This is a genomic window from Synechococcus sp. L2F (genome assembly GCF_024345695.1).
Taxonomy (GTDB): domain Bacteria; phylum Cyanobacteriota; class Cyanobacteriia; order PCC-6307; family Cyanobiaceae; genus MW101C3.
This window is the reverse complement of record NZ_JAGQBP010000002.1, coordinates 74,833-93,546: the sequence shown is the minus strand read 5'-3', so window position 1 is coordinate 93,546 and position 18,714 is coordinate 74,833. Positions and strand designations below refer to the sequence as shown.

Below are 18,714 nucleotides of genomic sequence, written 5' to 3'. Positions count from 1 at the left end.
GGTTTGCCGCTGCAGCTCAGCTTCAACCTGAACGACGGCAGCAAGGCGCAGCATCACGTGCGTCTTGCTGAGTCTTCTTGTTCGGGGATGGTGGTGCTTCCGTTGGCGGATCAGCCGCTCGCGGTTCAGGCCGTCTTGCCGGATCGGCCCGGCTCACCGCTTCAGGTGTCCTGGCGCCCCATCACTCCGCGGCTGGCGGGCCTCGCCATGGCCCGCCAGCTCTGTGCCGAGGATCCGGCCACCCTCTTTCACGACGGCCTCGAACTCCATCGCCAGCTGGAGCCCCTGCCTCCCAGCCAGGCGCTCACCCGCCTCTGGCAGCGCTACGCCTGCTGGCTCGCCGAGCGGCCCCGTCCCTTGCTGGCGCCGCATCCCCTGGAAGGCCGGCCCTTCGCCGATGGTCGCTTCCAGCCGCCTGCCGCTGAAGCCACCGTGGCCCGCCTTCGCACCCTCTGGCCGCTGCTGTTGCAACGGCTCAAGCCCGCTCCCACCGTGAGTGTGGTGCTGCCGCTCTTCGGCCAGGAGGCCGTCACCCTGCGCTGTCTCGAAAGCCTGGTGCAGGAGCAGCTGCGCCGGCCCGATCCACCGGCCAACCTCGAGATCCTCCTCCTCGACGACGCCTCCCCCGCCGGCTCCATCGATCAGCTGGTCGCCCTGGTGGCCGAACTCGACAGCAAGCACCTGCGCCTGCTGCGCCAGCCCGACAACCTCGGCTATCTGCGCACCTGCAACAGCGGCGCCGCCAACGCCACCGGCGAACTGCTCTGCTTTCTCAACAACGACACCGTTGTGACCACCGACTGGCTCACCGAACTGATCGGCAGCCTGGAGGGATTTCCCGATGCTGGCCTGGTGGGCCCCATGCTGCTCTACCCCGATGGCCGCCTGCAGGAAGCCGGTGGCATCGTCTGGCGCGATGGCAGCGCCTGGAACTACGGCCGCGATGGCGATCCCACCGACCCCTCCTATGGCTTCTGCCGCGACGTCGACTACGTGTCCGGTGCCTGCCTGCTGATGCGCACCGAGCTGTTTCGCCGCATCGGCGGCTTCGACAGCCGCTATGCCCCCGCCTACTACGAGGACACCGACCTGGCCATGGCGGTGCGGGATCTCGGCTACCGCGTGCTCATGCAGCCCCTTGCCCGCGTGATCCACTACGAAGGCCTTTCCAGCGGCCGCGACCACGACAGTGGCCCCAAGCGCTTTCAGGAACGCAACGCCCGCCTGTTCCGCAGCAAGTGGGAGCGGCGCCTGCAGAGCCATGCCGAAAACGGCACGGCCGTCTGGCACGAACGCAACCGCGGCCGTGTGGGCCGCATCCTGGTGATGGAGGCCAGCCTGCCCACGCCCGACCGCGACGCCGGCTCCCTCTACATCCTTCACCTGGTCACCGATCTGCTCGCCCTCGGCTGGGATGTGAGCTTTCTCCCCACCGACAACCTGCTCTGGCAGCCCGACTACGGCACCCCACTCCAGCGGCTTGGTGTGGAAGTGCTGGTGCACCCCTGGGTGCCCTCCGTGAATCAGCTGCTCGAAGAGCGCGGCGATCACTATGAGGCGATCTTGATCGCCCGGCCCGAAGTGGCCGACCGCTGGCTCGAAGCCATCAAGACCCACGCCCCGCTCGCGCGCCTCCTCTACTACACCCACGATCTGCACCACCTGCGCATGGAGCGGCAGCTCGCCGTTCAGCCCGAGGCGATCAGTCGCGAGGCGATCGAGCGCATGCGCGCCTGCGAGAAGCGCATCCTCGACATCGTCGATGCCGTGCTCTACCTCAGCGAAGAGGAGCGCCGTCAGGCCGTGGAGCGGCTCAGCCCCCGTGCCGCCGGTTTCGTGCTGCCGCCCCGCGTGCGTCGTGAAGCCCTGCCCAGTTCCTTTCATGAGCGGCAGGGGGTGCTGTTTCTCGGTGGCTTTGGCCACCCCCCCAACGCCGATGCCGTGCTCTGGTACGTGCAGGAGGTGCTGCCCGCGTTGCGTCACCTGGCTGGTGATGCCGCCGTGCCCCATTTCCATGTGGTGGGTGCCAATCCCCCCGCCGCCATTCAGGCCCTCGCCGGTGAGGGTGTCACGGTGCATGGCTATGTGGCCGATCTGGGGCCCCTGCTCAGCCGCCTGAGGGTGTGCGTGGCGCCCCTGCGTTTTGGTGCCGGCGTGAAGGGCAAGATGCTCACCGCCATGGCGGCCGGCTTGCCGCTGGTGGCCACTGGCGTGGCGGCCGAGGGGCTGGGGTTGCGCCATGGCCTCACGGCCCTGCTGGCCGAGGATGCCGAAGCCTTCGCGCGTGATGTGCTGGCTCTGCATTCCTCCGCCGAGCTGTGGGAGCGCCAGGTGGAGGCAGCCACCGCCCACCTCGAAGCCGGCTGGGGCGCCGACGTGGTGCGCGAACACCTGGCGGACGCCTTGCGCGCTTTGGGCCTGCCTGTGGCTCCGGTGCCCAGGCCCCTGCCGGAGCAACACTGGCCGCTCCCCCTGGGCGCCGGTCCTGAAGGCCTGCTCAGCTTCTACAACCTCCGATGAACCCTGGCGCACAGGCGGGCGTATGGATCCCGCTCGATCAATTGCTCGCGCTGCCACTGCTGGCCGAGCCCCTCGCCTGCCTCTGGCGCGAGCTGCTGCGTGCCCTGCCCCCCGCTGCTGTTCGCGAACGCCAGGCCCTCGAGCAGGCCCTGCAGGCCCATGAGCTGCGCCGTGTGGAAGCTCTGTGCGAGGCCGGGGAGATCGATACGGGGCTCAGCCGGCTCGAAGCCCTCGCCGCTGGTCTCGATCCCACCGCCCTGGCGGCCCTGCTCCATCGCCTGATGCCCGGCCTGCATCGCCGGCTGGTGGAGCAGGCCGGGCCCTCCCCTGCCCCGGAGCTGGTGGCTGACCCACTGCGCGCCGAGCAGCTCTGGCAGGCCGACCGCTGGATGCGCCGCCTGGAAGCCCTGCCCTGCGAAAAGGTCCATCGACAGGAGGTGATGGCCGAGCAGATCTGCCGCTATGCGGCACTCGCCTGGATGGTCCAGCCAGGTGCTGTTGCCAGCGCCCGGGCGATCACCCTGCTTCAGCGTCTGCTGCAGCTTTTGCCCCAGGCGCGTCAGTGGGTGGTGCCGGCCATCCGCGAGCGTTTGCTTCAGGGCGTGCAGGCGCTGAACCATCCAGAGTCGCTCGCCGATCCGCAGCATCTCGGTGTGTTGCTGGAAGCCTGCGCGGCCATGGGAGCCGATCCAGAGCTGCCGGAGCCATCCAGGCAGGCCTTGGAGCTGGCCGTGTTCCGGGGCCGTGCCGCCCTCGATGTGTGGCAGAACCTGGAACGCCTCAGCGCCCCAGTGCCTTGACGGCCTGCTGCAGCTGCAGCAGCACACACCCCTGCAGCACGATCTCCAGCTGCTCGCTCGCTGCACCATCGCGCTCCGCCTGCATCAGCGCCAGCGCCGCCTGCTGGCGCAGCACCTGGCCCTGAAGGTCGGGGGTGAGGCTGCCCAGGTGCTCACGGGCCTGCTCGATCCATTGCTCTGCCGGCATCAGCTCCCCTCGCGGATCGTCCCCAGCATGCCCTCAGCTCCGAGGATGGTCCACTGGTCGCCGGGCTTGAGCTCCACCGCTGGTTGGTTCTCACGCAGGGCGGCGCAGCGCTCCGCAAAGGCCGCCAAACGGCCGGTGAGATCCGGGATAACCGCCAGCCGGGCATCCAGCCGGGCAGTGGCTCTGCGGTAGAGGTTCGCGTCCAGTTCCGTGATCTCCAGCAGCCGCTCCGCAGGCGCTGAGGTGGTGGGATCGACGTCGACGTCGATGCCATCGGTGGTGTTCATCCGCTGCGGATAGGCCAGATCCAGTGGGCAGCCGAGCCGCTCCAGCGCGTGCTCCAGCGCCACGATGGATTCGTCGTAGCGCTCCACCAGCCCCACGAACAGATCCTGCCGCTCCAGATCGATCAGCTCCGGCCGTGCCGCCCAGCCCTGCTGCAGCCGCCAGTTGTCTGGGTCTTGCGGGGAGAGATGGCGCGTCTGGAAGTTGGCCAGCAGCCCACGGCAGTAGTGCTCGATGTACTGCCGGAAGGACATGGCGGCGATGGTGCCCTGCAGATGAAGCTCAAAGCGGTAGGCCGAGGCGAGCCGGGCCAGTGGATCCCGCAGAAAGGCCACCTTGAGGCGCGCCAATGCTCCTGGCGGCGGCAGCGTGATCAGGTGGGAGGTGATCAGCTGGGGGTGCGCAGGGGCCGTGGCGAAGTGATCGCGCACCCGTTCCCAGGCCAGCCGCTGGTTCGAAGCCTCCGATTCCACATAGGCCACGCTGCCCCGGCTGGCATGCTCCAGCGACCAGATGAAGGTGGACCCGGCACACTTGAAGCCGTGCAGGTGAAGCACATCGGCCAGTGATCCGCTGGCTGTTCGATCAACGTGCTCGCCGATGCGGATCAGATCGGCACGCATCGCCGCCAACCAGGCAATCGGCTCAAGATGGAGTTCCTCCAGCCGGGCCAACAGCTTCAGCCCATCACGGGCCATCGCGGTGGCCTGTGGATCGCCCAGCGCCAGGCGGTGGATCCAGATGGCGCCACTGCGACAGCACTGCTCCTCATGAACAGAAACCCAATCAGGCTGCACGGGGTTCTGTTGCCTCAGCGCCTGGAAGATTCGCGCCCCCTCCAGCGCATGGGTGATGGCGGCGGCGCTATCGCTTTCACCGATCTCCAGCATGCGACTGTGCGCGGCCAGCCCCAACTCCAGGGACACATCGGCTGCTGGGGGTGATGGCATGGGAACTGGGTGACCCGCCTCAGATTCAGGCTGGCCTCTCAGCAAGGAACGACACCAGATCGAGAGGCTTCAAGCGCTTCCCAAATCACAATGATCGAATCAAGGGTTTGGAGATGTCGTTGAGAGGATGGGCATGTGAAAACCTCCACCTTGAAGCATGCGAACTCGCGTAGCCTAATCTAGGGAAGGCAAACTTGATTGCACTCGAGTGGCGCAGATCGATGTGCTGATGGTGGCGGATGGCGAGCGGCTCTCGCTCGGCTGCATGGTCGCCGCGATTATCGCCAGGAAATCCTTTCCAGAGGCGCACTTCTCTTTCGCTGTGCCTTCGGATGTTCCGTTCAATCTCGGCTTGCCGGAAGGCACTCTGGAGGCTCTGGATGTGGATCTGGTGCCCTTCACCTTCGGGGATCTGCAGGTGGAGGGCAAGGGCTACCGAATCCTCAACAAAGTGAGGGCGCTGGCGGCCTTCGGGTCTCGCCCGGTGCTGCTGTGTGATTCAGACCTGTTCTTCCTGCGCTCGATTCCAGCCGCTTATCTGATCGGCCGCACGGTGCCTTCAGCAACGCCTGAGCACGGTCGGCACGACTTCCCCTGGGAGCGCCTCTACGCCCACTTCAACCTCCTGCCTCCCTCGTTCCAGGTGCTCTGTGGCAGTGGCGAAGCCAGCCCGCCCTGGTTCAACGCCGGGCTGGTGCATGCCCCCAATGCCGCTGCCCTCGGGGCGGAGTGGGAGAGGATCTGCCTGGCGATCAATGCAATGCCCTGGGTGCCCGAACGCTGGCCCTATCTGGATCAGATCGCCTTGCCGCTGGCCATGGCCAGCCTCTCTCCAGCCTCTCGGCTCACCGAGGCAACGGTGCTTGACAGCCGCCTGAATCAAAACCTCTTCCATTGGATGGAGAATCAGAGCTACGTGACCAATGGATTTGGTGTGCATCACCATGGCCGCGTTTCATTGATTAAAAAGTATTTCCCATCACTTCTGATGTGGCTGCACGCAGACTACCCACTGCTGGAGCAATTGCTGGAGCGTTACACCGTTTATGATGATCGTGGCGAATGAGGTGATCAGCGATCTGGCTGGAAGCTCTGCAGTGAAGATCGTTCTGGCAGCTTCTCCAGAGAGGGTCTCTCTTGGTGCAGAGATGGAGATTGGCGCTGGCAGTCCAGGCTGGTAACGCTCAGTTTCAGGTCACAGTTGTCTCTGCTGCAGCTCCTCGTTCCAGCGCGAGGGAAACCCAGCCATTGCTGCTGCGTGCCCTGCGTCCCACTCACAACGCTGTCCACAGCTCAAGCGCTTCTGCCAGCACTCCTTCCCGGCAGCGGCGCGCCAGCGCCGGATCGATCGGCTGGCTGGGTGCCACACCCACGTTGTGCGCCGGATAGCTGCGGCCTGCCGGCAGGCCCTCGCGCTCCAGATCGAGGAAGGCCAGGCAGCGGTGCAGCACCCGCTCGGGGTGGAGGGCCAGGTCTTCGAAACGCAGCACCAGCAGTTGAGACGCCGGCCATACCGCTTGCCAACGGCGTAGCTGTTCGGCGTAGAGGCTGCCGCTCAGCGCATTGGGCCGAAACCAGCCCATCGCTGCCCGTTCCGCCCTTCCCATCGCCTCCAGCCGGTCGGCTTCATCCGCCAGCAGGGCTCCGGCATCACCCGAGAGGCCGATCAGGCTGTGCATATGGCGCAGCCAGCTGAGTGCCCGATCCAGTGGTTCGCGCAGCAGCACGATCAGCCGCGCTTCCGGCATCAGGGCGCGCATCCGTTGCGGCGTTTCCGGGTTCTGTAGATAGTCAGGTGTGGCCTCCAGCCGCAGCAGCCCCGGGCTGCGCAGCGCCGGAAACTGGGCCCGGTACCAGGCCTCGCCCCGTTGCCAGTGGTTGTCGAAGAAGTGCAGTTCCTTGAGCGGATGCAGCCACACCCGCGGATGACCGGCCAGGTAGGCCGCCAGGGAGGTGGTGCCGCTCTTGGGAGCGCCGAGGATCAGCACCTCCGGCAGCCCACCGTCTGTTCCCGCTGCCAGGCGCCAGGCCGGCAGGCCCAGGCGGGCGGCCCGGCGGTTCAGGGCCATCGCCGCTTCCGGGTCGTCGTCCCGCAGCCAATGGGCCAACAGCGACAAGCCAAGGGAGTGGGGGGGTGCCGCCTCGATCAGCTGGCGCAGCTGGGGCAACAGCTCCTGACGGGCGGAGGCGTCGATCTGCAGGTAATACAGGCCCCGTAGGCTGCTGGCGTCCGCCGGATCCAGCGCCAGCACCTGCAGGTAGGCGGCAGCCGCGGCCTCGGGTCGGCCCTCCATCCGTGCCGCCGCCGCCTGTTGGAGTCCTTTCGTTTTGGCCAGCAGCATGGTGGCGAGATTAGGCAGGCTGCCCCAGATCATCTGCCGCTGCGTCCTGCTGGATCCGTCGCAGGGCAGCCGCCACACGCACGGGATCGAGCAGGATCGGCTCTGTGATCGGCGCCTCGAACAGCAGCTGGCTGTACAGCCTGGGTGGGGTAGCGGGCTGCAGGCAGTGCACCAGCTTCAGGGCGCCCGCTGCCGCCAGGGCATGGCCGTAGGGAGGGGCGTAGCGCGGCTGATGCAGCTCCAGCACCTGGGTGCCCGGTCGTGCAAAGGCCAAGCCCGCCAACGCTGCTCCATGGGCGAGCACCAGCAGTTCGGCGTCGGCGATCAGGGCCGCCTGATCTGCCAGCGGCAGCCCTTCCAGCACCGTGGGCTCCAGCGCCAACCCCTCCTGCTCCAGGTGCGCCAGCAGCTCCGCCTCCCCGAACACCGGTCGCCGGCCCGACGGGCCGCGCACCAGCCACAGCCGCCGGCCTGCCCCACGCCGGGGTCCCCGCTGCTCAGGTCGTAGGTAGCGGTGGCGCAGCCAGGCGCGGGCCCGCCGTGACGGCCAACCCAATGGATGCAGCGCAGCGGGCACCAACAGCCGCTCTGCCTGCAGGTGGGGGTGTTCACGCGCATCGATCAGCCGCTCGGGCGGAATGCCGAGGTCGTCCACCAGGCAGCGGCGCACCCGCTCGCTGCTGCCGCCGTTGTGCCAGAGGTGCCAGGCGGCCGGCCACCCCTCCGCGCCAGTGAGCGCCAGGCCCAGGCGCGGCAGGCTGTCAAGCAGCCAGTGGTAGTGGATCTCGGCGGAGAGGTCCGCCACGGCCAGCACCGTGCCGGCCACCACCAGCGGCGCTCCGGCCGGCGGCGGCTCGGTGCTGGTGGGAGGGTTGGGGCAGGTGGGCCAGGGCTGGGGATAGCGGCGACACAGCTGCGGCAGCAGCTCGCCCGCGCCATCGGCCACACCGAGTCCGTGGGTGGTGCCCCAGGGGTTGCTGCTGGGTGGGCGCAACCAGGCGCGGCCGTGGTGGAGCTCATGCAGTTGGAAGCGTTCCTCCCGCCACCCCTGCTCCTGCAGGGTCTGGGCACAGGGGAGGCAGTCGGTGCCGCGGCAGGCCCCGCCCGGTGCTGGCGCCGCCAGGCCCCCGAAGCGGGCGGCATCCGCGCCATCGCTGGGCTGGGGGGGCAGGTGGGCCGCCAGCTGCTCCAGCGCCGCCGCACCCCACGGGTAGCGGGGGGCTGCCAGCCGCGCGATGGCCCGGGCCAGTTCGCCGCCGGGTTGCAGCTCAAACACCTCCTGCAACCGCTGACGCGCCGTTTCGGCATTTTCCGGCCAGCTGATCAGGGCCCAGCAGCGCAGCAGCTCCGCCAGCTCCTCCGCCAGCTCGGCCGCGCTGGACTGCGGCTGCAGCAACGCCTCGCACCAGGCCAGCACCCGGAGCCGCAGGCTGGCCAACGGGTCAGAGCCGGCGGGCAGGGTCTGCCACCAGCGGGTCAGTGCTTCCGGCCGCCAAAGCGGGTCGCTGTCCTGCAATTCAGCCCTCAGCTGGCTGGCCAGGGCCTGCAGCCGGCGGCCTGTACGGCCGCGGCCGGAGTGGGCGAGATCCTCCAGCACCAGCGCTTCCAGGGCGCGCCAGGTGGGATCACTCAGCCACTGCTCAGCACTGATCTGGCGGCCGATGCGCGCGCAGCTGCGTCCCGCGTTTTCGGCCAGGTGCAGCCAGGTGTGGGCGGCTCCGTGCGGGCGGCTGCCCCAGGCGGTGCGCCACAGCTCCAGGGCCAGCTCAGGGTGTTGTTCCTGCCAGGCGTGCCAGCCCGCCCAGGCGCGGGTTCCAAACAGCAGCGCCGTGCGCCGGGCCCGCAGCGGATGGGCCGCAGGCAGGGCCTCCAGGCGCCGGTTCATCACCCACAGGAGCGCACGGGCCTGATCGGCCGCCTGCCGGCTGGCCGCGCCGCCATGCACCCGATAGCCGCAGAGCACTTCCTCCAGCCAGGCGCCGCGCTGGCCATCGGCGGCCAGCCGCAACAGCAGGTCCACATCCTCCGCGTGCCGCAGCCCGGGATCAAAGCCGCCGCTGCTGGCCAGCAGCGAGCGCCGCAGCATCCAGGCGCTCGGCAGAACGGCTTTGTGCTCAAAGGCCGCCTCCAGCTCGCAGCCAGCTCCCTCCTGCCAGGGGCACACGTCATGAAGGGGCTGGCCGGCAGCATCCAGGCGCCGCCAACCGCACAGCAGGTGCTGCAAACCGGGGTCGGCCTCGAAACGAGCCGCCTGGTGGCTGAGCCGGGCAGGCAGGGCGATGTCGTCGGCATCGAGGAAGGCCACCAGGGGCGCCTGTGCATTGGCCCAGCCGATGTTGCGGGCCGAGGCCACGCCTCGCCCGGTCGCTAGGCGGATCAGCCGCACCGGCTGCACACCTCCGTGCGACCACGCGGCGATCAAGGCGGCCGAGTGATCCGTGCTGCCGTCATCCACCGCCACCAGTTCCCAGTCGGCCAGCTCCTGGCCCCGCAGCGACGCCAGGCAGGCCGGGAGCCACCGTTCCGCATCGCGGAACGGAAGGATCACGGAAACGCGTGGCAACATATGGCGAAGCAAATGCAGGCTGAGGCTGGCTGATGGGTTTGCGTACGGCCTTGATCCGCATGCTCGGCGGGGAGAAAAGCTCTGCCGGCCCCAGCGGTTCATTCTCCCTGGATCAGCCTCCTGCCCCACCCCCCCATGCGCCGGCCAGCGCTGGTCCCGCCTCCCCGGAGCTGCAGTTTCGCTACGCCGAAGAGCTCAACGACCAAGGGCGGCCTGATCTCGCCGTTTCCCACTACCGGCAGGCCTATGTGATGTTGCGGGTGTTGGCCGGGCCTGCGGCAGCCCAGCTTGCCGGTTACACCCAGCTCGCCCTGCCGGATCGCACCTCCGGCCAGCCCATGCCGGGCCTGCCGCAACGTCCAGGCCAGCCTCCTGCTCCCGCCACGCCCAACCCCCTCGCGGCCCTGCGCCAGAAGCTCAGCAGCGCCAACGCCGCCGAGGTGGAGCAGGAAGTGCGCCAGCTGATTGTGGCGGGAGGCCGTGGTGCTGATTCCTTCAGCCTGCTGGGCATGTGCCACCTGCTGAAAAATCAGCCGGCGGAGGCGGAGCGCGCCTTCCGTGAAGCGCTCAAATACGACGGCAACCATTTCCGCAGCCTGGTGAATCTGGGCGGCGTGCTGCTGAAAACCGGCCGGATCGAGGAGGCGGTGCCGCTGCTGGAAAGCTCCCTTCAGCACACGCGCCCCGGATCGCCCGAGTCGTTGGCGGCCCTCACCAACCTGGCCGTGGCCCAAACCCAGCTCGGCCGCCCGATCGATGCCGCCCAGTTGGTCCTGCGCATCTTTCGCATCAAGCCCGATCACCTCCAGCCCGACAAACTCGTGGTGGCGGCCAAGCATCTCGAGGAGATGGGCGACGACACGGCGGCTATCGACCTGCTTCAGCACCTCCGCACCCGCCTGCGCGAGCCCGACCTCAACCGCCGCCTGGCCGAGTTGCTCGAACGGCGTGGTGATTATCAGCAGGCGGCCCTGGTGTATCGGGAGCTCGCCGCCGGCACCGGTAGCCCATGAACACCCTGCTGCCGCCCCAGCTGCAGGATCTCGGCAACACACTCCCTCTGCCGGATCAGGCCACCGTGCGGTTCCTGGCCCGGCATGAACTGCTCAGCGCCTGGTGCCAGCGGCGTCTGCTTGAGGAGTTGGCCGCTGCCCCCCTGCCGCTGCAGGCGGATCCCGAGGCCGAGGACGACGACGAAGCCTTGCTGCTCGGCTACGCCCGCCGTTGTGGCCTCGACAACCTCGACGCCCTGCAGACCTGGCGCGAGGCCCGCGGGCTTTCGCTGGAAGAGCTGGAAGCCCTGGCCAGCTTCGACACCCGGGTGGCCCGTGCCAGCCAGTGGATCTGGAGCCAGGAGGTGCCTGGCCTCTTCCTGAAGCGCCGCGGTCAGCTTGATGAAGTGGTGCTCACCCTGGTGCGCGTGCGCGACCCCGACCTGGCCACTGAGCTCTTCTTTCAGCTGCAAGACGGGGAATGCTCCTTTCATGAGGTGGTGGAGCGCCACGCCGACGAAGCCGATCGGCTGCGGCGTGGGGTGGTGGGTCCGTTGCCGGTGAACCGGCTCAATCCGCTGTTGATGCGGGTGGTACGCCGCTACAAACCCGGCGAACTGATTCCGCCGCTCGATATCGGCGGAGTGGTGCATCTGATCCGGGTGGAATCGCTCAAACCCGCTCAGCTCGACGACCGCCTCCGGGCCCAGCTCCTGGAGGAATGCCGCAGCCGCTGGCAGCGCGATCAACTCAAGAAGCTGCGTGAGCGGCTGATGCAGTTTTCCCCTTCCCTGGAGGACCAGCCCTGATGCGTTTTGACCAGCTTCTGCGCAACTCGGCACTCCTCGCCGACCTGCCTGACGACCTGATCAACCGGATGGCGGCCGAAGCCTCCATGCTTCAGCTGGGGGTGGGCCAGCCCTTCCAGCGGGCCGGTCAGTTGCCCCCCGGCGCCGCGCTGCTCGTGGAGGGGCGGCTGCGGCGGCTGCAGGTGCGGCTGGGGGAGCCACCCACCAGCCTCGGTCTGGTGGGCCCTGGCAGTTGGCTCGGCTGGACCTCCCTGTGGCGCGGTGAGCCGGAACTGGGCTTGGTGGCCTCTCAGCCCTGTGCCCTGCTGGTGCTGCCGGCGGCCCTGGCTGTCCGGCTGCTGCAGCAGGAGCCGCTCCTGCGCCAGGCCGTTGCCGGCCGGCCGTCGCTCGAAGAGCTCGCCAGCCTGATGGAGGTGTGGTGGCAGGCCCGGGGCCTGCGGCCCGAGCGGCCGCAGACGCGGCTGGAGCAGTTGCTGGGTGAGGCCCTGCTGCTCGGCCCCAACGACCAGCTCCCCCCTGGTCACCTGGTGCTGTACAGCGGGCCGCGCCAGCCGGCCGGGCTGCTGCCAGGGGATCGGCTCCAATCGGATTCGGAAGGCTGGCGCGGCGCGGTGAACCAGCTGCCGCCCCGGGTGGTGGCCATCCCGGAAGCGGCCCTCAACGCCCAGTTGCCCCAGGAGGGCAGTTCCGCCCTGGTCCCCCTGACCAACCGGGCGCCAATGCTGCCCGTCGATCCCCTTGAGCTGGGCTTCGTGGACACCCGTCCGCTGGGCGGCGACGCCCGCGGTGCCACCAATCCCTCTGCTGATCGGGTGGAGCAAGCCTTCCTCTGCATCCAGCAGCTCTGCCAGGCGCGGCAGGTGGTGCTGTCCAACGAGCAGCTGATGCGCAATCTGCGCGATGTGGAAGCACGGCTCGGTGCCCTGCGCTTGCCGCAGGTGGGGCTGCAGCTGGAAGCCCTCGGCTTCGATACCCGGCCGCTGCGGGCGCGCGCCTGGGAGCTGGCCCGGCTGGAGCCCCCGGCGGTGATGGATTTCGACGGCCAGTTCGTGTTGCTGCTGCTGGCCGGCCGCGGCAGCGGCGTGCTGATCGGTGATCCCCGCCGCGGGCCGGTGCGGCTCAGCCTGGCCGAGCTGGAGAAGCGCTGCCCCGAAGGCCTTGATGTGCTTGTGGTGCGCGAGGGCAGGGCCGGCCGTGATGTGGTGGAAAAGGCTGGCCTGGGCTGGTTCCTCAGTGCCTTTTCCCGCTATCCCGGCATGCTCACCATGGTGGTGTTCTCGGGCCTGGTTTACCAGGTGCTCGACATGGTGCTGCCGCTCAGCGTGTTGCTGCTGATCGATGTGGTGATCGGCCGCAACAATCCCACATTGCTGGGGCCCATCCTCTTTGTCCTCGTCACCGCCACGCTGGTGAACGCCGTGATCGGCGGCGTGCGGGCCCTGGTCACCGCCGATCTCTCCGATCGGGTCGATGTTCGCCTGGGATCGTCGGTGGTGGAGCATCTGCTGCGCCTGCCATTGCCTTATTTCGAGAGCCGCCAGGTGGGCGCCATCCTCTACAACGTGAACCAGCTGTATTCGATCCGCCGTTTCGTGGTGGATCAGGTGCTCGGCGTTGGCCTCGACCTGGTGCTCGGCCTGATCGTGTTGGTGATTCTCTTTTTCATCAGCCCCACCATCACCTACATCACCCTGGCGGTGGTGCCCGTGATGATCGGCCTCAATCTGATCGGCAGCCCGCTGATCAGCCGCAACCTCAAGATCAGCAACCGCTACATGGCGTCGGCCAACTCCTATCTGGTGGAGCTGCTCTCGGGCATGCGCACCGTGAAGAGCCAGAACTTCGAGGTGGAGGCCCGCTGGCGCTGGCTTGATCGCTACCGCCGCTACACCAATGCCCGCTACCGGCTCACGCGCCTCTCCACCCTGCTCAATCAGGCAGGCAAAACCGTCGGCAACGTCGCCGATGTTGTGCTGATGGGTGTGGCGGTCGTGATGATCCTGGCCAATAACCTCAGCCTTGGTGCCCTCTTCGCGATCCGCATCCTCTCCAGTCGGTTGGTGAGCTCGTTGGTGCGGCTTGGTGGGCTCTGGCAGGGCATTCAGGAGTTGCAGATCTCCCTGGCCGCGATCAGCGAAGTGATGGAGAGCATGCCGGAGGCCGGCCCTGAAGACCAGCAGCAGCAACCGCTGCCTCCCCTGCGTGGCGACCTCCGCTTTGAGCAGGTGTCGTTCCGCTACGGCACCCGCACCCCCTACCTGCTCGATGGCCTTGATCTGAGCGTGAAGGCGGGCCAGTTCGTGGGCATCGTGGGCCTCAGCGGCAGCGGCAAGAGCACCCTGGTGCAGCTGATTGATCGCCTCTACCTGCCCCAGCAGGGCAAGGTGTTTCTCGATGGCATGGATGTGGGCAAGGTTCAGCTCGCCAGCCTGCGCACCCAGGTGGGCTACGTGCCCCAGGACGGCCTGCTGTTCGAGGGCACCGTGCTCGAAAACCTCTGCCTCAACAGCCCGGATGCCGACATGGAGGCTGTGGTTGCCGCCGCGAACGTTGCCGCCGCCCATGAGTTCATTTGCGCCCTGCCGAATGGCTATGCCACCCGGCTGGGCGAGCGTGGCGCCGGCGTGAGCGGTGGCCAGCGCCAGCGGCTCTGCCTGGCCCGCATGGTGCTGCAGAACCCCACGCTGCTGATCCTCGATGAGGCCACCTCCGCCCTTGACGCCGAGACCGAGCGGCAGGTGTTCGCCAGGCTGCGGCAACGGTTCCAAGGCACCACCGTGCTGTTCATCACTCACAGGCTCACTACCCTGGGCGAGGCCGACCGCATCCTTTTCATGGACAGGGGCCAGATCATTGAGGATGGCCGCCACGACGACCTGATGCGCCTCGCTGGCTCCTACGCCACCCTCTATTACCAGCAGGTGGGGATTCCCTTCGATTCCAACCAGGGCAGCCAGGCCTGAACCCAACCCGCGCCCCCCGCCATGCAGCCCAACAAGCCCCCCGCCGCGCCATCCCGCTCCTTGCTTGGCAGGCTGCGGCCCACCGCCCCCGTCCGGTCTCACAACCGGATGCTGGGCTCCATCGAAGACACCGGCTTTTCCAGCGAAGACATCCGCCTCGAAAGCCGGCCGGCCTCCTGGATGCCCGTGGCGATCGGCTCGGCCCTCTCCGTGCTGGTGCTGGCTCTGGTGGCCAGTGCGGTGTTCATCAAGGTTGACCGGGTTGTCACCGTGCCAGGCCGCCTCAAAACGCTGCGCTCCACCCAGGATGTGGCCTCCACGGAGCAGGGGGTGGTGAGCAAGGTGCTGGTGAAGGAAAACCAGCTGGTGCGGGCGGGCCAGCCCCTGGTGGTGCTCGATCCTGAAACCCTCACGGCTGAATCGGCCTCGTTGGTTGACCGGCAGGGATCCCTTCAGGCCAACGCCATCGCCGAGCTGCAGCGGCTGGAGGCCGCGATCGGCGAGGCCAATGCCCGCTTGGCCGGCGCCCAGGAGCAGCTCACCATTACCAACGAACAGCTCGCCCGCCTGCGGCCCCTGGCTCAAGAGGGCGGATACGGCCAGCTCAACGTGCTCGACACTGAAAAGAGCCGGGTGGAACTGGAATCCAGCATTCGCTCCACCCGCGCCGAGATCACCAGGCTCCAGGCCGAATCGGCACAGAAGGAAGCCCTGCTGGCCGGTGAGCTCGCTTCAACGCGCTCCAGTCTGGTGGCCACCCGCAACCGTCTCCGCCAGACGGTGCTCAAGGCGCCGCTCGACGGCACGGTGCTCGATCTCCAGGCCAAGCCCGGGTTGGTGGCCCGTGGCACCGAACCCCTGCTCAAGCTGGTGCCCAGCGACAACCTCCGGGCCGAGGTCGACCTGCCCGATGCCGACCTTGCCTTCGTGCGCCCCGGCCAGAGAGCCGAAGTTGAGTTTTCCGCCTACCCGCGTGACCGCTACGGCTGGTTGCCCGCCGAGGTCGTCTCCATCGGTACCGATGCGCTGCCGCCCGCCGAAAACAGCCCCGTGCAAACCCCACGCTTTCCAGCAAAGCTGCAGCTCAGCCGCCAATACCTCGAAGCCGATGGCCAGCGCTATTCGCTTCAGGCCGGCATGGCCCTCACCGCCCACCTCAAACTCGACAAAGTCAGCATTCTCGAACTCTTGTTTTCCAGCTTTGCCGGCGGTGCACGCGCCCTGCGCACCATCCGCTGACGTTGGCGCTGCGGGTGCTGCTGCTGCACCAGAATTTTCCTGGTCAGTTCCAGCATCTGGCGCCCGCCCTGGTGAACCGCGGCGACGACGTGGTGGCGGTGGGACGCCGAACGGGCAGCTATCCGGCCCTGGCTGGCCGTCTGCGCTGGCTCGCCACGGGCGGCAACGTGCACAACGATCTGCGCCATGGCGATCCCGAGCGGCGCCTGCTGGCTCCCTGGCACCAGGCACGCCGGGTGGTGGACTGCCTCACGCCCTTGGCCGCATCGGGATGGCGGCCCGATGTGGTGCTCGCGCATTGTTTCTGGGGCGATGCGCTCCTGCTCGACGACCTCTTCCCCGCTGCTCCCCTGGTGGCCCTGCTCGAACTCGACCTCAGTTCCCCCCAGGTGTGGGGCGGGGCGGCCTCGCCCGGCCGGCGGCAGCTGCAGCAGTGGGCTGATGCCCTGGCCATCCGCCGCATGGCGGTGGGGCTCACGGCCAGCCGCTTCCAGCGCGACAGCTATCCCTCCTGGCTGCACCCCCGCCTCCGGGTGATCCACGAAGGCGTGGACCTGCAGGCCTGTGCACCCGATCCGCTCGCCCGCCTCCAGCTCCCCGGCGGCGTCAACCTCGGCCCCGAAGCGATGGTGCTCAGCTTTGCGGCCCGCAGCCTCGAACCCCTGCGGGGCCTCGATCGTTTGCTGGCCGTGCTGCCGGCCCTGCAACGTCGCCTGCCCCGCCTGCAGGTGGTGCTGGCCGGTGCCTGCGACCGCGGTTGCTATGGAGCCGCCCCCCCCGGCAGCGAGAGCTGGTTGGCCCATCTGCTGGCTCGCCTCGGCGACAGCATCGACCGCAGCCGCCTGCACACCCCCGGCCTGCTGCCCCGTTCCCAGCTCAGGCGCCTGTTCCAGATCAGCCGCTTGCACGTCTACCTCAGCCGCCCCTACGTGCCCAGTTGGAGCCTGCTGGAGGCGATGGCCTGCGGCGCTCCCGTTCTGGCCAGCCATGATGCCGGCGTGGAGGGGCTGGTGCTGGAGGGGGTGAACGGCCGGCTGCTGCCCGCCGACGATCCGCACGCCCTGCTCGACCTGCTCGTGCCCCTGCTGGAGCAGCCCGCTGCTGCCGCTGCGCTGCGGCTCGGTGCCCGCCGTCATGTGGCCGCCCACTTCGATCACCGCCGTTGCGTCAGCGCCCAGATCGAGCTGCTCGATGCGGTGGCCCGTGGCCAGGAGCTCCCCTCACCATGAGCACCCCGTCGGCGTCATGGACGGAGCTGCTGCGGCGCGCCCTGGCCGAGGCCGACTGGCCCGTGGCCGAAGGGGCCCTGCAGCGGCTGCTGTTGCTCACCCCCGAGGCGCCTGATCTGCTCGACCTGCTCGGCTACGTGCTGCTGATGCAAGGGCGCTTCGATGCCTGCGAAGCTGCCCTGGAGCGGGCCCTGGCCGCCGGCAGCCGCAGCTTCTGGACGCCCCACAAGCTCGGCGACGCCCATCGCGGCCGGCAGCGCCTGACGGCCGCGGCCGAGGCCTACGAGCAGGCTCTCACCTGGGGCAGCGACAGCCCCCTCACCGTGCGCAACCTGCTGGAGGTGCTGGTGCCCCTCGATCCGGCGCGGGCGCTGCAGCGTCTGCAGCAATTGGCGAGCCAGCAGCAACCCGGCTGGCAGGAGGGCGCCTGCGCCGCCGCCAGCTCCGGCTTGGCCCCCGAACTGGCGGAGTGGCTCTGCGCCAATGGCGCCGCCGATCAGACGGTGCGGGCCCTGGTCTGCATGCGGCGCCTCAGCTGCCTGGACCTCGACAGCGCCATGCAGCTTCTGCAGGCCATCGATACCCCCTGGTCAGCTCCCCTGCGGCAGCGGCTCGAACGGTTGCAGTCGCCCCTGCCGCAGCCCGAGGGTCACTGAAGCCGGCGCAGCGGGTGATCGGGGGGCAGGGCCTTCACCAGTTCGGCCCGGCCCCCCCAGCGCAGCAGGCAGCCGATCCGTTCGGCCACCACGGCGGCGAGGGCCGCTGGATCGAGGGCCTGCCGCACCGCCCGCCGCCCCGCCGTGCCCAGCTGGGCCGCTTGGTCCGGATGCTCGGCCAGCCGCCGCAGGGCCGTCGCCGCCACCTCCAGATCCGGTTCGCCCCAGCACCAACCGGCCCGGTAGTCGCCCTCACTGCGTTGGATCGCCACCCGGCGGCAGGGCACCAGCACCGCACTTCCCGGGGGCATGAAGCAGAGATTGCCGCCATAGCCACTGGCCACCGTCGGGATGCCAGCGGCCATGGCTTCGGCCAACAGCAGTCCGAACCCTTCGGCCCGATGCAGGCTGAGCACCACGTCGGCTTGCGCGTAGAGCGCATCAAAGGCGCCCGCAGACAGGTGGTTGGTGATCAGCTGCAGGCGGGAATCGCCGGCGCAGCGCTCGACCAGTTGGGCGGTGGCCTCCGGAAACTGGCTGGCACTGGCGAGTTTGAGCACCAGCCGCGCCTCCAGCGCACCGCCTGCCGGGAAGGCTGCGAGGAAGGCCTCGATCACGCCGTCGGGATTCTTGCGGCCGCGGGTGCTCCAGAAATCGAAGGCATAGAGCACGGTGAAGGGCTCCCCACCGCCACTGCGACCGGCGCGCAACTGCGCCAGCCGGTCGGCGCGTTGCCAATCGATCAGATGCGGCAACGCCGTGACCGGCACCGGGCTGCGCTGACCAAGGGCGGTAGCGCAGAAGGGCGAAGGGCACCACAGCTGATCGAGGCCTGAGAAGCCCACCTCCCAGCCGTCGGGGAAGGCCTCCAGCTCCCAGGCCCAGAAGCCGATCCGCAGCGGTGCCTCCAGCTGCAACCGCTCCGCCAGGCCATCGGTCTGCCGCAGCACATTGGGGTTGGTGTGCACCAGATCGATCGCAGCGGCGGCGGCTGGCCCCGCGGCGGCACCCTCAGCTCCATCGGCATGGGTCGCCAGGGGCAGGTGGCGCAGCTGCACCGTGAGCCCGGCGGCACGCAGGGCTCGCGCCGTGCACAGCGCACCCTCGCCCAGGCCGAACCCACCGCCGAGATGGCCCCACAGATTCACAACCAGGGGCGACACTGAGCTGTGGCAA

The 18,714-nt window shown here is 68.7% G+C and carries 14 protein-coding genes; 9 read left to right on the top strand and 5 right to left on the bottom strand.

Features of this window, described 5'->3' with window-relative positions:
* Positions 1 to 3: 3 nt before the first annotated feature.
* Positions 4 to 2,520: a glycosyltransferase gene (locus tag KBZ19_RS05445; protein ID WP_255100122.1), complete on the top strand. Its 2,517-nt coding sequence runs from the start codon at positions 4 to 6 to the stop codon at positions 2,518 to 2,520.
* Complete coding sequence (locus KBZ19_RS05440) at positions 2,517 to 3,320, top strand: hypothetical protein (protein WP_255100121.1); 804 nt, start codon at positions 2,517 to 2,519, stop codon at positions 3,318 to 3,320. Before KBZ19_RS05445 ends, KBZ19_RS05440 begins: the two co-directional genes overlap by 4 nt.
* On the opposite strand, the gene KBZ19_RS05435 is transcribed toward KBZ19_RS05440, so the two are convergent.
* Both KBZ19_RS05435 and KBZ19_RS05430 read right to left on the bottom strand, forming a co-directional pair.
* Complete coding sequence (locus tag KBZ19_RS05435; RefSeq protein ID WP_255100120.1) at positions 3,301 to 3,507, bottom strand: hypothetical protein; 207 nt, start codon at positions 3,505 to 3,507, stop codon at positions 3,301 to 3,303. The two genes, KBZ19_RS05440 and KBZ19_RS05435, sit on opposite strands and share 20 nt — an antisense overlap.
* Complete coding sequence (locus KBZ19_RS05430) at positions 3,507 to 4,742, bottom strand: sulfotransferase family protein (protein ID WP_255100119.1); 1,236 nt, start codon at positions 4,740 to 4,742, stop codon at positions 3,507 to 3,509. The genes KBZ19_RS05435 and KBZ19_RS05430 overlap by 1 nt, the downstream gene beginning before the upstream one ends.
* A gap of 208 nt (positions 4,743 to 4,950) precedes the next feature.
* On the opposite strand from KBZ19_RS05430, the gene KBZ19_RS05425 reads away from it, so the two are divergent.
* On the top strand, positions 4,951 to 5,808 hold the full coding sequence (locus KBZ19_RS05425; RefSeq protein ID WP_255100118.1) for a hypothetical protein: 858 nt from the start codon (positions 4,951 to 4,953) through the stop codon (positions 5,806 to 5,808).
* A gap of 208 nt (positions 5,809 to 6,016) precedes the next feature.
* On the opposite strand, the gene KBZ19_RS05420 is transcribed toward KBZ19_RS05425, so the two are convergent.
* Together KBZ19_RS05420 and KBZ19_RS05415 are read right to left on the bottom strand one after the other, a co-directional pair.
* The gene (locus KBZ19_RS05420; RefSeq protein ID WP_255100116.1) at positions 6,017 to 7,117 is read right to left on the bottom strand and encodes a sulfotransferase; all 1,101 of its coding nucleotides are present in this window, start codon (positions 7,115 to 7,117) and stop codon (positions 6,017 to 6,019) included.
* Complete coding sequence (locus tag KBZ19_RS05415; protein WP_255100115.1) at positions 7,095 to 9,632, bottom strand: glycosyltransferase; 2,538 nt, start codon at positions 9,630 to 9,632, stop codon at positions 7,095 to 7,097. The genes KBZ19_RS05420 and KBZ19_RS05415 overlap by 23 nt, the downstream gene beginning before the upstream one ends.
* A gap of 50 nt (positions 9,633 to 9,682) precedes the next feature.
* Between KBZ19_RS05415 and KBZ19_RS05410 the strand changes: the two genes are divergently transcribed.
* From KBZ19_RS05410 to KBZ19_RS05385, 6 genes are all read left to right on the top strand, one after another.
* Positions 9,683 to 10,663 (top strand): tetratricopeptide repeat protein, encoded by a 981-nt coding sequence (locus KBZ19_RS05410; RefSeq protein ID WP_255100114.1) that lies wholly within the window; start codon positions 9,683 to 9,685, stop codon positions 10,661 to 10,663.
* Positions 10,660 to 11,451, top strand: coding sequence for a peptidylprolyl isomerase (locus KBZ19_RS05405; RefSeq protein ID WP_094511830.1), 792 nt, complete (start codon positions 10,660 to 10,662; stop codon positions 11,449 to 11,451). The genes KBZ19_RS05410 and KBZ19_RS05405 overlap by 4 nt, the downstream gene beginning before the upstream one ends.
* Positions 11,451 to 14,414 carry an ATP-binding cassette domain-containing protein gene (locus tag KBZ19_RS05400; RefSeq protein ID WP_255100113.1) on the top strand — a complete coding sequence of 988 codons (2,964 nt, stop codon included), beginning with the start codon at positions 11,451 to 11,453 and terminating at the stop codon, positions 14,412 to 14,414. Before KBZ19_RS05405 ends, KBZ19_RS05400 begins: the two co-directional genes overlap by 1 nt.
* 108 nt (positions 14,415 to 14,522) lie before the next feature.
* Positions 14,523 to 15,653, top strand: coding sequence for an HlyD family secretion protein (locus KBZ19_RS05395; RefSeq protein WP_255100111.1), 1,131 nt, complete (start codon positions 14,523 to 14,525; stop codon positions 15,651 to 15,653).
* A 2-nt stretch (positions 15,654 to 15,655) separates the two neighbouring features.
* Positions 15,656 to 16,882, top strand: a complete 1,227-nt coding sequence (locus KBZ19_RS05390) for a glycosyltransferase (RefSeq protein ID WP_255100110.1) — start codon at positions 15,656 to 15,658, stop codon at positions 16,880 to 16,882.
* Positions 16,879 to 17,538, top strand: coding sequence for a tetratricopeptide repeat protein (locus tag KBZ19_RS05385; RefSeq protein ID WP_255100109.1), 660 nt, complete (start codon positions 16,879 to 16,881; stop codon positions 17,536 to 17,538). Before KBZ19_RS05390 ends, KBZ19_RS05385 begins: the two co-directional genes overlap by 4 nt.
* Here KBZ19_RS05385 and KBZ19_RS05380 read toward each other — a convergent pair.
* Positions 17,532 to 18,701 carry a glycosyltransferase family 4 protein gene (locus tag KBZ19_RS05380; protein ID WP_255100108.1) on the bottom strand — a complete coding sequence of 390 codons (1,170 nt, stop codon included), beginning with the start codon at positions 18,699 to 18,701 and terminating at the stop codon, positions 17,532 to 17,534. The genes KBZ19_RS05385 and KBZ19_RS05380 overlap by 7 nt on opposite strands.
* Positions 18,702 to 18,714 lie beyond the last annotated feature (13 nt).